This window comes from Anaerorudis cellulosivorans, assembly GCF_025943985.1.
GTDB lineage: Bacteria > Bacteroidota > Bacteroidia > Bacteroidales > Dysgonomonadaceae > Anaerorudis > Anaerorudis cellulosivorans.
Genome location: NZ_JAPCWE010000005.1, coordinates 136,407 through 151,734, shown reverse-complemented (window position 1 = coordinate 151,734; position 15,328 = coordinate 136,407). Strand labels below are relative to the sequence as shown.

The window sequence follows — 15,328 nt, the reverse complement described above, 5'->3', positions numbered from 1 at the left end:
AACTTTTTTTTAAATCTTTTATATAATGACACTTTTTGGACCCCGTTACCCCTATAATTTAGGATATGCATTAAGCGGAGGTGGCGCTAAGGGATTTGCCCATCTCGGAGCGCTGAAAATGTTGGATGAATCCGGACTTAAGCCCGATGTGATTGTAGGAACCAGTGCCGGTTCGTTGGCGGGCGTTCTCTATGCCGACGGCTACACCCCGGATGAAATATGCGAACTTTTTAAGGGTAAAGAATTCCGACAGTTTATTGAATTTACTAAACCTACAGCAGGTTTTTTCAAGACAACAGGGCTGCAATCGTTTTTAAAAAATAATTTGCGCGCAAAATCGTTCGAAGAACTCAAAATTCCGTTTATTGCTGTGGCTACCGACTGGAATCGGGCACGCGCGGTGACTTTCTCGCAGGGTGATTTTTTGATTGATGCAGTGGTTGCTTCGTGTTCCATCCCCATCGTTTTTTACCCTCAACTGATTGATGGTGTTCCGTATGTGGATGGAGGTCTGCTGAAAAACTTTCCGGTGTCGGTTATCCGAAAAAAATGTAAGTATGTGGTGGGAGTAAATGTTTCTTTGATCATTCCTCCACCGGAAAAAATCAATCTGAAAAACATGATCGAACGAACCTTTAATTTGATGGCGAATTCAAATACGCTTAGAGACAGAAAGTTATGCGATATTCTTATTGAAACCGAAGGAATCGAAAAATTTTCCATGTTCGATTTGAATCATTCGAATGACATGATGGAACTTGGCGCGAGGTGTGCTTCGCAAAAAATAATGGATAAGGAAGGGCAAGAGATCGTGAAAAGATGCCTGTCAATGAAGAAAAAAAAACATGCAAAAAAATAAGATAACTGTATATCAGATTTTTAAGCGGTTGTTCGGCAACAAAAATTTGCCGAAAAGACCTAATGGAACGCTTGAAGAGAATGGATCGGGTAAATTTAATGACATTACCGACAACGTGCTCGAAGTGCTGAAGGAATCGGGCTACACGCATGTTTGGTATATCGGAGTGCTTGCTCATGCTTCTGCTACCGATTATACCCGATACGGCATTCCACAACAATTCCCGGAGATTGTGAAAGGGAAAGCAGGTTCACCCTATGCCATAAGGGATTATTACGATGTGGATCCGGATTTGGCTGTAAACGTGAAGGAGCGGATGTCGGAATTTGAAGCATTGATAACCCGAACGCATAAGGCGGGATTGAAAGTACTCATCGACTTTGTACCTAATCATTTGGCTAGAAATTATCGATCGGTTACTAAGCCGCCTCATGTGAACGAGTTTGGTGAAAAAGACGATACATCGCTTGCTTTTGCGCCAAACAACAACTTTTATTATTTGCCCGGTCAGCCACTGGATTTGCAATTTCTGCAAGACAAGGGTATCGAGGTCAACTACGTCGAAAATCCGGCAAAGGCTACGGGAAACGATTGTTTTACCAACAGACCGAGCGAATATGACTGGTACGATACGGTGAAACTCAATTACGGAATGGATTATTTGAATGGGCGCAGAAAATTTTTCGATCCAATCCCCCATACCTGGAAAATGATGAGAAACATCCTGTTTTATTGGGCAGCAAAGGATATCGACGGTTTTCGGTGCGACATGGCCGAAATGGTGCCGTTGGAGTTTTGGAAATGGGTAATCCCTCAGGTTAAAGCACAATTTCCGGGTATTATTTTCTTTGCGGAGATTTATAACCCTTCGGTGTATCGCGATTTTTTGGCCGATAATACTTTCGATTATTTGTATGACAAAGTTGGGCTTTATGATGTCTTGCGAGATGTGGCCTGCGGTTATCGCCCTTCTTCCGACATCACGTTCATTTTGAATACGGTGGGCGATATACAACATCACATGATCAATTTCATGGAAAATCACGATGAACAGCGCATTGCGTCCGATTTTTTTCTCAAAAGCGGAGAGAAGGGAAAAGCCGCAATGATTGTGACGGCGTGCATCAATGTGAATCCCGTGATGGTGTATTTCGGACAAGAATTGGGCGAACGGGGGATGGATGAAGAAGGTTTCAGCGGAAGAGACGGCCGCACTTCGATATTCGATTATTGGTCGGTGGACACGGTGAGAAGGTGGAACAACAACGGCCGATGGAACGAAGACTTGCTTACCGAAGAGGAGAAGAGCCTACGAAGATTTTATCATAAGCTTATCCGACTGTGTAACCTTGAAAAAGCATTGCGCGAAGGACTTTTTTATGATTTGATGTATGCAAATTACGAAAATATGGAGTTCAATTCCATGAAACAATATGCTTTTATTCGCGGCGATTACACGGATTTTCTTTTAGTTATTGCCAATTTTTCGAATGAAGAGGAAGAAGTGACGGTTTGGATTCCCGATCATGCGTACGATTTTTTCAAGGTGATGCAACACGAAAGGGCAATTGCGGTGCCACTTCTTTCGGATGAAAAATTTCCGATCGATTTTTCGCCTACCAATCCATTGAAAGTAAAAATAAAGGCGAACGACGGAGAGATTTATAAAATTTCTTTTTTGTAAAAATCTTTTATTGGAGTTAGTTTTTGTACTTTTGTAGCAGAAATCGTCATGGGTGATGATAATAATTGCCGGATAAGTTTAACTAATTACAGATCAATAGAATAACAAACATGCAAGAGAAACCTTTTAAAATTTTTTCCGGAACAAAATCACGTTATTTTGCCGAAAAAGTATGCAACAGCCTAAATTGCCCGCTCGGTAATATGATTATCGAACATTTTGCCGATGGAGAATTTGCCGTATCGTACGAAGAATCCATTCGGGGAAGACAGGTCTTTCTGATTCAATCGACGTTTCCGAATTCGGATAATTTAATGGAATTGTTGCTGATGATCGATGCAGCCAAACGTGCGTCGGCTAAATCCATCATAGCTGTTATTCCCTATTTCGGGTGGGCACGTCAAGACCGAAAAGATAAACCGCGGATTAGCATCGGTGCCAAATTGATTGCCGATTTGCTCAGCGTTGCGGGTATTAACCGACTGATAACAATGGATTTGCATGCCGATCAGATTCAAGGTTTTTTTGATGTTCCGGTGGATCACTTATATGCGTCGGGAGTTTTTATTGAATACATTAAAGAGTTAAATCTCAAAAACCTGGTCATTGCTGCCCCGGATGTGGGGGGTACGAAAAGAGCGAGTGCCTATGCCAAATTTTTTGGCTGCCCTATGGTTATTTGCTATAAAGCACGGAGAAAAGCCAACGAAATATCGAATATGGAGGTGGTTGGAGATGTAAAAGATATGGATGTTGTGCTGATCGACGATATTGTGGATACGGCCGGAACCATTACCCGCGCAGCCGATATCATGTTTCAAAAAGGAGCGAAATCGGTACGTGCCATTGCCAGCCATGCCGTGATGTCCGATCCTGCTTCGGAAAGAGTGGATCGATCGGCTTTGACCGAAATTGTGTTTACCGATAGCATTCCTTACTCAAATAAATCGGAAAAAGTAAAAATACTTTCTGTTGCCGATATGTTTGCCAATGCAATTCAACGCGTTTGCAACAACGAGTCTATCAGTTCATTGTATCTCATTTAAAATCAAATGATTATCAATCTTTTATAAAGGAGTCGTTAATCCGGCAGAGAAGGTCGGATGCTGTAAGCAATTATCAATCACACAAAAAAAGTAATCACATAATAAGAACATAGATTATGTAAATGTGTATCAATCCATTAAATGAAGTGCTAAATCATAAAAAGAATACTGATTCCGCAACGGATTCTTAATCTCGTAAATAGGCAAAGTAATATTTGCCTATTTTTTTTGACAATAATTCGGGATTCAGCATATCGGAAGCGAGCGAAATATCTTTGATGGAGCCGTCGTTGTACAAAATATCGATGCTTTCTTCTTCTTCGCTATACATGTTGGTGGTAATTACATCGTGCGAAATAAGGTAACGGGCTTCGTGCTCCGAAAGGTTGTATTTGCTTTCGTATTTTTTTACAAATTCTTCGACTTTTGAAGCACGTTGTTTTTTTGCCGTGATTTCTATCTTAAACAATTTGCGGTTGACCATGCCGTTGCTCAGCAACGAGAGCACTTTATCGGGGTGAGACGCCCACACTTTTAAAGCAGACCATATATCGTTATCGTCAAGATCGACAAAATGATGCAAGGCTTCACCCTTGTTTTCGAAATCGGCATGAGTAATATTTTTTTCCAGAAAATAGGAGAGGGAAGGAGAGGCAAAAAGTTTTTCTCCCTGTGTGGCAAGCTCTTTTGCACGAGTAAGGGTATTGATGAGCATTTTTTCGGCTGCAACTGCCGTTTTGTGCAGATAGACCTGCCAGTACATCAATCGGCGCGACAAGAGAAAATTCTCGATCGAATAAATGCCTTTTGAGTCGATAACCAAATGATCGTTGCGCACATCCATCATTTTTATGATGCGCGCCGACCCGATATTGCCTTCGTTTACGCCGGTAAAAAAACTGTCGCGACGCAGATAATCCAATCGATCTACATCCAGTTGTCCGCTAACCAATTGGTGGAGAAAATGTTTGGGATAGGTGTCGGTGAATATCGCGATGGCGGTCTGTAGTTTGCCATTCCATTCTTCGTTTAATTGGTGCATCAAGAGCAGGGAAATCTCTTCATGACGGATATTTTTCACGAGGGTGTGTTCCAATATATGGGAAAACGGACCGTGACCAACATCGTGTAAAAGAATGGCAGCCAGTGCGCCATTGTATTCTTCGTTCGATATGTCGTGACCTTTTTCTTTGAGGTTTTTCAATGCTTCGTTCATCAGATACATAGCTCCGATGGAATGGTGAAAACGCGTGTGTTGTGCTCCGGGATAGACAAAAGAGGTGACTCCCAATTGCCTGATGCGATTTAGGCGTTGCAGGTAGGGATGTTGAATGATATCGTAGATAAATTCGTTAGGGATGTTGATGAATCCGAAAACCGGATCATTGATAACTCTTCGTTTAGAAGGCATAATACCGATTTTAGAACCGAAAGGTTATTTATTCAAATATTTAGTCAGCATATCAGCCATTTGTAGCTGCAACTTTTTTGCTTCGTCGTGAGCGGCATCTGCAAAATCTTCGGAAGAATCGGCATACAGGATGGCACGTGATGAATTTACGAGCAATCCGCACAGGCTGTTCATGCCATATTTGCACACCTCTTCCAGCGATCCTCCTTGAGCGCCGATACCCGGAACAAGCAGAAAATGATGGGGTACAATCTTGCGAACATCTTCAAACAAATGGCCTTGGGTGGCGCCCACCACATACATCATTTGTTCGTCTGACGCCCAGGTTTGGGAAATACGGAGCACTTTTTCAAACAACCGTTCGCCGTTGCAATCTTCTGTGAGTTGAAAATCCTGTGCTCCTTTGTTGGAGGTCAATGCCAACAGAACGACATGATGTTGCGGATAAAGGAGAAAAGGTTTTACACTGTCTTCGCCCATATAGGGAGAAACAGTCACGGCATCCACTTTCATATCGTTGAAATAGAAACGGGCATACATTTCGCCGGTGTTTCCGATGTCGCCACGTTTGGCATCGGCAATGATAAATTGATCGGGATAGCGCTGCCTGATATAAGCTACCGTTTTTTCGAATGTCATCCAGCCTTTGTCGCCCAATGCTTCATAAAATGCCACATTGGGTTTGTATGCCACACAGTAGGGTGCCGTTGCATCGATTATGGCTTTGTTGAAAGCATATAAGGGATCATCGTTCTCCAACAGATGATCGGGAATTTTTTTTAAATCGGAATCCAATCCGACACACAGAAAGGATTGTTTTTTTTGAATGTGTTGAAATAATTGTTGTTTATTCATTTCTCAATTTTTTAAATCGGTTACCTCGATAAGCCAATTATTATGTTCTTTAATTTCGAACCCTTCTTTGGTATATATGTTTTTTACGAGGTACATTTTTTCTCCCCGACTAGTTGTGAATATATAGTGAGGCAGGGTGGCATACTCGTTTGTTTTTCCGTCATACGTGGTATCGTAATACGATGGTTCGATATCTCTTTTCATTTCAAGGGTATTCAAGTCCCATTCGATTATTTTGTATTCACCAAAAACAAGCGGCTTGGGCCCAACCTGTTGAATATCGAAATAACCTGAACCCCAGATGCTCTTTGTTTGCGCATTGACATCAAATCCTAAAAATAAGCGATAATTTGTGATCTGATTCGAATTTTTCGGCAGGTTGTCCAATCGGGTTTTATCGGACAATTCTTCATTCGTGAAGGTATATAGATCCCCTAAACGGGTAAATAACCTGTTTTCTGCAAACCACAACTTGTTATGGGTGTCCTCAAGCCGATAAAACAGGAGTTTGGGTTCCCCTTCCGAAATATCGATGCAATAAATTTTTCCCGGCGTAACAGCGGAACGGGTAGTGAAAAGATAGGGTTTACCCTTCACTTTCACTATTCTGTCACCTTCAACAAAGTCGGTAGAATAATGGGAAAGAGTCATTGTTCCCGTTGAAATCTCATAGGAATAAAAATCACCGTTTAGGTTATTGCCTTTGTAACTCGATATATAATAAAATCCGTTAGCGCCATCTGCCACATCCGCAACATCGATGTCCAACGGAATCCTTTTCTCCGAAAAGTCAGATAAATTAATTACGCTCAACTGTTTATCCTGACCGACCAACAAGCATTGGCCGTTTTCCGATAAGGTAAGGCAACGGATGTTGCCTGCAATAGTGTAGTTATTTACTTTCATATCGTTATCGGTATCGTACACAAGAATTTTATCGGGTTGAGCGGTGGCAATATACAGGATGTTGCGATCTTTATCGAATTCGCAATCTTTTACCGTGCCTTCGATCGCATACATGTTTTTGGAATCGCTCACGCGAACTTTCACCTCTATTTGAGAAAGAGGATGTGCTTTATCATTGCTTACAATACTGATCTTCCCCGAATATTCACCCGGTGCCAATCCGTGGGTATTGACGTGCATATGATAGTCGCTGCTGGTTGTACCTCCCGGCAATATCGCATAACCCTCCCCATCAATTGCATTTTCGCTTGTAATCGTTATCCAGTCGGGATATTCCTCAATTTTGTATACCAAATAACTGTTGTCGTTGGTGTTGGATATGCTGAAATTTTTTTCTTCCCGGTTGAATCCCCACGTAAAAGTTGCCTCATCGAACACTAAATTCGGATTCCCAAGGTTGACAAAAAACAAATTTATTGCCATGTATCCCACATCTTTGACATTCAAAACAATGTTGCCGCCATTGTAAGGTGTATCGCTAACCGGCAGGTAGAAAGAATTATCCGCCTTTATTTTCATTTTAAGTAGTCCGGTTTCATCTGTTTGGTAATCAAAAGAATCGAAATGAATCATTTTGGGATATTGAAATACATGGAGCGATTTGTTTTTAAGTTCAGGTAGAGTAATGGATACTTCAATAAAATCGGCTGTCTGTTCAATATACAGTGGCACATTCAACGTATAGAGGTCAATCTCCTCTTTATTTTCGTCAAGGAAATCGTTGCTGCATGCCAAGATAAACAACATAATGACAAGTGCTATATACGGTATTCTCTTTTTCATGGTTTATTAGTTTATATAATAGCGAATTCCCATTCCTAAATTAATGTTGGAAGAATTGAGCCGGGTATCCGAATCCAATTCCATCTTCTTTGTTTCAAAACCATCGTTCACTTTGATAGTGTAGAAATTGCCCGAAAATAAGCTCGCCGTTACTCCCAAAGAAATGTTGGAATTAAGGCTATAATCCAACCCAAACTCGTAATTTGCAGCAAACGAACCGCCGGTGTACAGGTAATTGATCATTACTATTTTGCTTTCATCCCTCAAATGGGCGTAACCGCAGGAAACGGTAAAAAGCAACATCATTTTTCGATCGATTCCCAACGGCCAATAACTGCAGGCGGAAAGGCCTATATAATTAATATAAAGCGATTCCGAGATGTTCCCAACAAGATAGTGGATGTTGTCGTCGGCGGCCATGATCACATCTTTTCCCTTGGCCGAAGAGGTATTGAGAAGATATTCCAACCCTAGTCCCCAATTGGATTTAAAAAGATAGTATCCATCGGCATTGAGGGTTTTTGTCCATCGAAGATCGTTGGTAAACTTGTCTATCTTCTCTTGATTGACAAACGCAGTGTTGTTCGAATTTCCTGATGCTGTTTGATATCCCAAGCAGCCGGATGTGCTAAAACGCAGACGGGGTGTCGGTTTTTCGATTTGTGCCGATAGAATGAAAAAGCTACCCATCACAGAACACAACAGAAGTAAGATTTTTTGTTTCACAGGATAAAATATTAAATAATGGTGAATCGTTTTATATTTCGGTTTCTTTCATACGTTCTGCATTTTCGCTGATGGTCAATTGATCGATCAGGGGTTGGATATTGCCATCCATAAAGGCTGATAAATTGTATAGCGTGAAATTGATTCGGTGATCGGTAACGCGTCCTTGCGGATAATTGTAGGTGCGAATTTTTGCAGAGCGATCGCCTGTAGAAACCATGGTTTTGCGTCGGGTTGCAATTTCTTCGCGCCGTTTTGTGAGTTCTATATCGTATAGTTTGGTTCGAAGCATTTGCATGGCTATTTCCCTATTTTGCAATTGGGAACGCGCTTGTTGCGATACCACAACGATTCCTGTGGGTTTGTGCGTAAGCTGCACTTTTGTTTCCACTTTATTTACATTCTGACCGCCTGCGCCGCTCGACCTGGCAGTATGGAACTCAATATCGGCCGGATTGATTTCAACATCAAATTCTTCGGCCTCGGGAAGAACGGCAACCGTGGCTGCGGAAGTATGTACACGCCCTTGTGTTTCGGTGGCCGGTACGCGTTGTACACGATGTACACCCGATTCGTATTTCAATGTTCCATATACATTTTCACCTGTAACCGTAAAAATAATTTCCTTAAACCCTCCGGCGGTTCCTTCCGTAAAACTAGTCACTTCTGTCTTCCATCCTTTGCTTTCGCAAAAACGGGTGTACATTTTATATAAATCGCCCGCAAAAATAGCAGCTTCATCTCCACCTGTACCTGCACGAATTTCCATGATCACGTTTTTTGCATCGTCGGGATCGCTCGGAAGCAGCAGAATTTTTATTTTCTCTTCCAATTGGGGGAGTTTTTCGGTATTTATCGCCAGTTCGTCGTTTGCCAACTGCCGAAGGTCGGGGTCTGTTTCATGATCCAAAATATTTTTGGCTTCCTGAATGGCGTCAAGTGTTTTCTTCAATTCGTTTCGTGCCTCTACAATTTTCTCCAAATCACTGTATTCTTTGTTGAGTTTCACAAAACGTTTCATGTCCGATATCACATCGGGGTCGGTAATTAATGTCGAAACCTCCTCAAAACGAGCAACTAAATGTTCTAATTTATCTAATAATGAATTCTCTGCCATATATACGACTCAAAAATATATAAATCTTCCAAATTCGCTTTCTATGATCAACTCTTTTTTCTCCGATTTTTCCACATATCCTACAACTTGTGCGTCCACGTTAAACGACCGCGAAATTTCGATAATACGCTGAGCATAAGTCTCCGGGAGGTAAATTTCCATTCGATGTCCCATATTGAAAACCCGGTACATTTCTTCCCAATCTGTACCCGATTGTTGTTGGATAAGAGAAAAGAGAGGAGGAATAGGGAAAAGGTTGTTTTTCACAACCCTGAGCCCATCATCCAAGAAGTGTAGGATTTTTGTCTGTCCACCACCGGTGCAGTGAACCATTCCGTGAATATTTTTTCGCAATTCTTTGAAAATCAATAACATGATAGGTGAATAGGTGCGGGTGGGGGACAGCAACAGTTTACCGGCATTAATACCCGGAATTCCGGTTTCATCCGTCAATTTCAATTTGCCTCCATAGACCAACGAAGAGGGGATAGCGGGATCGTAACTTTCCGGATATTTTTGGGCGAGATAGTTGGCAAACACATCATGTCGGGCCGAAGTAAGTCCGTTGCTGCCCATACCGCCGTTGTATTCTTTTTCGTAAGTCGCTTGTCCATACGATGATAAGCCCACAATGACATCGCCGGCCCGAATAGTTGCATTATTGATGACATCGCAACGCTTCATACGGCAGGTAACGGTGCTGTCAACAATAATTGTTCGGACCAGATCGCCGACGTCGGCCGTTTCGCCACCTGTAGAATAAATATGGACACCCAGTGCCGATAATTCTTCGCACAATTCGTTTGTGCCGTTTATGATAGCCGATATCACTTCGCCGGGAATGAGGTTTTTGTTTCTCCCGATAGTGGACGAGAGTAAAATATCATCGACGGCACCTACGCACACTAAATCGTCGATATTCATAATCATGGCATCTTGGGCTATTCCTTTCCATACCGAAAGATCGCCTGTTTCGCGCCAATAAACGTAAGCAAGTGATGATTTTGTTCCGGCGCCGTCTGCATGCATGATATTGCAATAAGCCGGATCTCCACCTAAAATATCGGGAATGATTTTGCAAAAAGCTTTTGGAAAAATTCCTTTATCCAAATTTTTTATCGCATTATGTACATCTTCTTTTGAAGCAGAAACACCGCGTAAATCATAACGTTGTTCGGACATGTGAAAAGTTTTTTATTTTTATATTCAGTTACAACGATTTCGTTCAACCATATGAAATATTCAGAGGTACAAAGATACTATTTTTAAATTATCCACGGGTGATTTCGTCCATAATGCTTGTGATTTTAATTCGGTTGCCTTTATCTGCCCGATGTTGCTTTTATGAGCGTTTGGTAATTTTTAAACGATTACGAGTTTTTATAGGTGGGGGCTATGTTCTGTATTATGATTAAACATAATGGTAATTATAATCAATATTCTATATATCGAAATGTGCAGCAAAAACGATAAACACGTAAAACAGCATGGGTTTTTTTACCTTATAAAAAATAAGCCGCCGGGAATTGGATTTTGAAATTATCCTCTGATAAGTTGTACGAATGCAAAGAGGGTGAAAACACAATGTGATTCACCCTCTTTTGATGTCATGATTTTTTTTGTTCAGTAAACCCAATTACTGTTTAATATTCAATTGAGCTTCAACCTCTTGCAGTTCTTTGGATTTGTCGACTCCAAGAAGGCTTAAATTGTAATATGCGTTTCTTAATTTTAATAATGCGGAATTTATTTCGGATTCATCGGCGTTACGCGCTCTCAACAATTCTGTATATTTTTCCAATAATGGCAACGCTTTCTGATAAAATTCCAGCGTTTTTTTATCGTTTTCAATCTGCTGTTGCCGGTCTGTCATGGTTGCCGTTTTCTCTTTCAAATCCTGTGCCTGAAGAATGTAATTTACAGCCAGCCCTTCCAATGCCCTTTCACAATTCGGATCTTGAGCTAATGCTTTATTGTATTCGGCTTCAGCATCGGCATAATTTTTCCTTTCCACCAGCAAAGCTGCTTTCACACTGTTCAGATCGCAGGCATTCGCCGGATCATTGGCAATGGCTTTGTCCAAATATTCCATTGCTTTTTCGTGATCGCCCTGGCGAATGTATATATTGATCAGATTAGGAATAAAATATTTGCTTTCCGGAAATTTTTCGGCGCCTTCATAAAGCACTTCCATATAGTTGGTGCTGTCTCCAACCTGGAGGTATTCGCTTGCCATTAATTCGTATAAATCGCTCAATTTATACGCACTGTTTTCAATAAAAGGTTCGTTGATGGCCCGTTGAATCAGTCTTAGCGCCCTATCGTGGTCATTTGCCTGAATGGACGTGATAATGGCATAATACTTAATGATTTGATAGGTGCTGTCTAAATTGAAGGCATCTTTTTCTTCTGCAAACATCGGCAAGGTAGGTATCTCCCAATATATTTCGAAAAAGTCGGCTGCCTTGCCGTAATCTTTTTGGTCGTTATAGTAAACTCCTCCATTGATATAATACGGGTGATTGGCTTTCAAAATAGCAGCAATATCTTTTCGTACCTTGTTTCTCACTTTGCCTTTTTCGTCAGGCAGCTGAGCTAAAGAATCTGCTTTAACATAAGGTTTGTAACACTCCAATAAGCCATTGTACATCACTTTTTCATTTGCCGGTTTGCCCAACATCTGATTCATTCTTTCGTTGTCGAAAGCCTTATTCCCGATATCGCCGTATAGTTTCCATGTTTCCGGATCATTGGCGGTTTCAGGATGAGTTATGGCCTGTTTAATCAACGTTCGTGCTTCTTCCAGATTATTACTGCCGAGAGCGCGCTTTGCATCTTTCAATACTTTTTTTTGGGCAAACACTGTGCCTGCTGAAAAGACTGCTATCAAGGTAAAAAAAAGAAATTTTTTCATTTTACTTATTTTTAATCGATTAATTAATTTCATAGAATTTCTATATCACGTGTTATTCTTTCGATTCATTTATATTTTCGGTATCCTCATCATCATTTAATTCGTTAATTTCGTTATCTTCCAGATCTTCTGAATTAACTTTACATACAGAGGCAATATCATCGTTTCGTTTATCCAAATTGATGAGGCGCACCCCTTGCGTAGCTCTTCCCATGATGCGAATATCGGAAATTTTTACGCGTATTGCAATTCCTGATTTGTTAATTATCATTAAATCGTTCTTATCCGTAACGCTTTTAATAGCAACCAGTTTGCCTGTTTTATTTGTAACATTCAGCGTTTTAATTCCCTTTCCACCTCGTTGCGTGATCCGATAAACCGGTTCTCCATCTTCATCGTTCAAGTGTGTTCGTTTTCCGTAGCCTTGTTCAGAAACGACCAATATGGTAGTTTCGGAATCCGGATCCATACAAATCATTCCGATAATGCAGTCTTCGCCATCATTGTCCAGCGTCATTCCCTTTACTCCGGCAGCCGTACGTCCCATCGGTCGTACCCCCGATTCGTGAAACCGGATGGCGCGCCCGTTTCTGTTTGCCAATATAACATCTTTATTTCCGTCGGTTAAACGTACAGATATCACCTCATCGCCCTCATTGAGGGTGATGGCATTCACGCCATTTTGGCGCGGACGCGAATAGGCCTCCAGCAAGGTTTTTTTCACGATTCCCCGTTTGGTGCAGAAAAGGAGGTAATGCGAATTGATATACGCTTCATCATCCAATGCAGGCACACGGACAAAAGCCGTCACGGCATCATCGGGATCGATATTCAACAAATTTTGTATGGCTCTTCCTTTAGAGGTTCTGGTGCCTTCGGGAATTTCGTAAACCCGCAACCAATAACATTTCCCTTTTTGTGTAAAGAAAAGCATATAATTGTGGTTGGTAGCGGGATAAATGAATTCCACAAAATCTTCGTCACGAGTCTCGGAGCCTTTAGACCCCACCCCACCCCTGTTTTGCGTGCGAAACTCCGTTAGAGGCGTACGTTTGATATACCCCATGTGCGAAATGGTAATGATCATTTGGTCATCGGCATAAAAGTCTTCGGGGTTCAACTCTTCCGACGAATAAATAATTTCCGAACGGCGCTCGTCGCCATATTTTTCTCTAATCTCGATCAGTTCGTCTTTGATGACTTTCATGCAGAGGTCTTCGTTACTCAAAATCTCTTTCAAGTATTCGATTTGTTTTTTAACCTCTTCATATTCGGCATGGAGCTTATCCTGTTCCAGTCCCGTCAACTGGCGCAACCGCATTTCCACTATTGCACGTGCCTGAATGTCAGATAGTTGAAAGCGATCAACCAGTCGTTGTATAGCCTCTTGCGGATTGCCTGAGCTTCGAATAATGGCAATTACCTCGTCGATGTTGTCGGAGGCAATGATCAAGCCTTCCAGAATATGGGCCCTTTCTTCCGCTTTTTTAAGGTCGAATTTTGTTCTTCTGATCACCACTTCATGTCGATGTTCCACAAACTGCTCAATCATATCTTTCAGGTTGAGCATTTGGGGACGTCCTTTTACCAATGCAATATTGTTTACATTGAACGACGATTGCAAAGCGGTGAGTTTAAATAGTTTATTTAACACGACGTTGGCATTGGCATCGCGTTTTATATCGATCACGATGCGCATACCCTGCCGGTCGCTCTCGTCGTTGATATTCGAAATCCCCTCGATCTTTTTTTCCGTAACCAAATCGGCAATATGCTTTATCAGTTCGGCTTTGTTTACCATATAAGGGATTTCCGTAATAATGATTTGATCGTGGGTTTTTCCGGTTTCTATTTCGGCTTTTCCGCGGATAACGATTCGTCCTCTTCCCGTTTCAAAAGCCTCTTCTACTCCCTGATATCCATAGATGTATCCTCCTGTGGGAAAATCGGGTGCTTTGATATATTGCATAAGGCCTTTGACGTCGATATCGCGGTTGTCGATATAAGCGATGATGCCGTTGATGCATTCCGTCAAATTATGAGGAGCAATATTGGTAGCCATTCCTACCGCAATCCCGGCCGAGCCGTTGATCAGCAGGTTGGGTATCCGTGTGGGGAGTACGGTTGGTTCATTGAGCGTATCATCGAAATTCAGTTGAAAGTCCACGGTGTCTTTATCGATATCGCGCAGCATTTCTTCGGCAAGTTTGTTGAGCCTTGCTTCGGTGTATCGCATGGCTGCCGGACTATCGCCGTCGATACTTCCCATATTACCTTGCCCGTCAACCAACGGATAACGCATGCTCCAGTCTTGAGCCAGGCGCACCATGGCATTATAGACCGATGAATCGCCGTGTGGATGGTATTTTCCCAATACTTCACCTACAATTCTGGCCGATTTTTTATGGGGTTTATCCGGCGTATTGCCCAATTCGTACATACCGAAAAGGATGCGTCTGTGAACGGGTTTGAAACCATCTCTTACATCGGGTAGTGCTCTGGAAACAATGACAGACATCGAATAATCGATGTATGCCGATTTCATCTCATCTTCAATGTTAATCTGAATGACTCTTTCTTCCTGATCTATCATACTGTTTGTTTTACTATTTCTTTCTTTTGATATGATGTATTCGCTTTATTTACAGTCATCTATCAAATCTTGTCAGCGTGTTTAAATATTTTACTAAGATACTGCTTTCTATCGAATTTAACAAAAAAACCGGCGTAAAAATGAGCGTTGCAGCGTCAACCGGCAAGTGCAAAACGAACCCCACCTTCTCCGCACCAAGTCCGTACCAAGGCTGCACCATCCTCGCTCCCGGTATTTGCCGTTTTTGCGGCAAATACGCAGGTAGTTTTTACTCCCGGTCCACAAAACCCGGCGTTCTTCTCCCCGCCTTGATGCAAGCATGAAGCGAGCGTGAAGCGTCGATTGTTTGAATATATGCCGTGAAAACAGTAAAA

11 protein-coding genes are annotated in these 15,328 nt (G+C 41.8%); 3 read left to right on the top strand and 8 right to left on the bottom strand.

The window, feature by feature from the left end:
- Positions 1-25: 25 nt before the first annotated feature.
- From OLM34_RS04305 to OLM34_RS04295, 3 genes are all read left to right on the top strand, one after another.
- Positions 26-859, top strand: a complete 834-nt coding sequence (locus tag OLM34_RS04305; protein WP_264405474.1) for a patatin-like phospholipase family protein — start codon at positions 26-28, stop codon at positions 857-859.
- Positions 846-2,543 carry an alpha-amylase family protein gene (locus OLM34_RS04300; protein ID WP_264405473.1) on the top strand — a complete coding sequence of 566 codons (1,698 nt, stop codon included), beginning with the start codon at positions 846-848 and terminating at the stop codon, positions 2,541-2,543. The genes OLM34_RS04305 and OLM34_RS04300 overlap by 14 nt, the downstream gene beginning before the upstream one ends.
- Before the next feature lie 110 nt (positions 2,544-2,653).
- A complete protein-coding gene (locus OLM34_RS04295; protein ID WP_264405472.1) occupies positions 2,654-3,589 on the top strand; it encodes a ribose-phosphate pyrophosphokinase in 936 nt (311 codons plus the stop codon).
- Between the two features lie 187 nt (positions 3,590-3,776).
- On the opposite strand, the gene OLM34_RS04290 is transcribed toward OLM34_RS04295, so the two are convergent.
- The 8 genes from OLM34_RS04290 to gyrA form a co-directional block, all read right to left on the bottom strand.
- Positions 3,777-5,000, bottom strand: a complete 1,224-nt coding sequence (locus OLM34_RS04290; protein ID WP_264405471.1) for an HD domain-containing protein — start codon at positions 4,998-5,000, stop codon at positions 3,777-3,779.
- Between the two features lie 24 nt (positions 5,001-5,024).
- Positions 5,025-5,855: an orotidine-5'-phosphate decarboxylase gene (gene pyrF, locus OLM34_RS04285; protein ID WP_264405470.1), complete on the bottom strand. Its 831-nt coding sequence runs from the start codon at positions 5,853-5,855 to the stop codon at positions 5,025-5,027.
- 3 nt (positions 5,856-5,858) lie between these two features.
- Positions 5,859-7,604 carry a YncE family protein gene (locus tag OLM34_RS04280; RefSeq protein WP_264405469.1) on the bottom strand — a complete coding sequence of 582 codons (1,746 nt, stop codon included), beginning with the start codon at positions 7,602-7,604 and terminating at the stop codon, positions 5,859-5,861.
- Between the two features lie 6 nt (positions 7,605-7,610).
- Positions 7,611-8,330 carry an outer membrane beta-barrel protein gene (locus OLM34_RS04275; RefSeq protein WP_264405467.1) on the bottom strand — a complete coding sequence of 240 codons (720 nt, stop codon included), beginning with the start codon at positions 8,328-8,330 and terminating at the stop codon, positions 7,611-7,613.
- A 31-nt stretch (positions 8,331-8,361) separates the two neighbouring features.
- On the bottom strand, positions 8,362-9,447 hold the full coding sequence (gene prfA, locus OLM34_RS04270) for a peptide chain release factor 1 (protein ID WP_264405465.1): 1,086 nt from the start codon (positions 9,445-9,447) through the stop codon (positions 8,362-8,364).
- A 9-nt stretch (positions 9,448-9,456) separates the two neighbouring features.
- Positions 9,457-10,629 carry an AIR synthase related protein gene (locus OLM34_RS04265; protein WP_264405464.1) on the bottom strand — a complete coding sequence of 391 codons (1,173 nt, stop codon included), beginning with the start codon at positions 10,627-10,629 and terminating at the stop codon, positions 9,457-9,459.
- A gap of 454 nt (positions 10,630-11,083) precedes the next feature.
- Positions 11,084-12,361, bottom strand: a complete 1,278-nt coding sequence (locus OLM34_RS04260) for a tetratricopeptide repeat protein (protein WP_264405463.1) — start codon at positions 12,359-12,361, stop codon at positions 11,084-11,086.
- A 52-nt stretch (positions 12,362-12,413) separates the two neighbouring features.
- The gene (gene gyrA / locus OLM34_RS04255; protein ID WP_264405462.1) at positions 12,414-14,954 is read right to left on the bottom strand and encodes a DNA gyrase subunit A; all 2,541 of its coding nucleotides are present in this window, start codon (positions 14,952-14,954) and stop codon (positions 12,414-12,416) included.
- Positions 14,955-15,328 lie beyond the last annotated feature (374 nt).

Excerpts from the sequence above, each read along its gene's own strand:
- OLM34_RS04305 (WP_264405474.1), top strand. The coding sequence starts at position 26 with ATGACACTTTTTGGACCCCGTTACCCCTATAATTTAGGATATGCATTA.
- OLM34_RS04300 (WP_264405473.1), top strand. The coding sequence starts at position 846 with ATGCAAAAAAATAAGATAACTGTATATCAGATTTTTAAGCGGTTGTTC.
- OLM34_RS04295 (WP_264405472.1), top strand. The coding sequence starts at position 2,654 with ATGCAAGAGAAACCTTTTAAAATTTTTTCCGGAACAAAATCACGTTAT.
- OLM34_RS04290 (WP_264405471.1), bottom strand. The coding sequence starts at position 5,000 with ATGCCTTCTAAACGAAGAGTTATCAATGATCCGGTTTTCGGATTCATC.
- pyrF (WP_264405470.1), bottom strand. The coding sequence starts at position 5,855 with ATGAATAAACAACAATTATTTCAACACATTCAAAAAAAACAATCCTTT.
- OLM34_RS04280 (WP_264405469.1), bottom strand. The coding sequence starts at position 7,604 with ATGAAAAAGAGAATACCGTATATAGCACTTGTCATTATGTTGTTTATC.
- prfA (WP_264405465.1), bottom strand. The coding sequence starts at position 9,447 with ATGGCAGAGAATTCATTATTAGATAAATTAGAACATTTAGTTGCTCGT.
- OLM34_RS04265 (WP_264405464.1), bottom strand. The coding sequence starts at position 10,629 with ATGTCCGAACAACGTTATGATTTACGCGGTGTTTCTGCTTCAAAAGAA.
- OLM34_RS04260 (WP_264405463.1), bottom strand. The coding sequence starts at position 12,361 with ATGAAAAAATTTCTTTTTTTTACCTTGATAGCAGTCTTTTCAGCAGGC.
- gyrA (WP_264405462.1), bottom strand. The coding sequence starts at position 14,954 with ATGATAGATCAGGAAGAAAGAGTCATTCAGATTAACATTGAAGATGAG.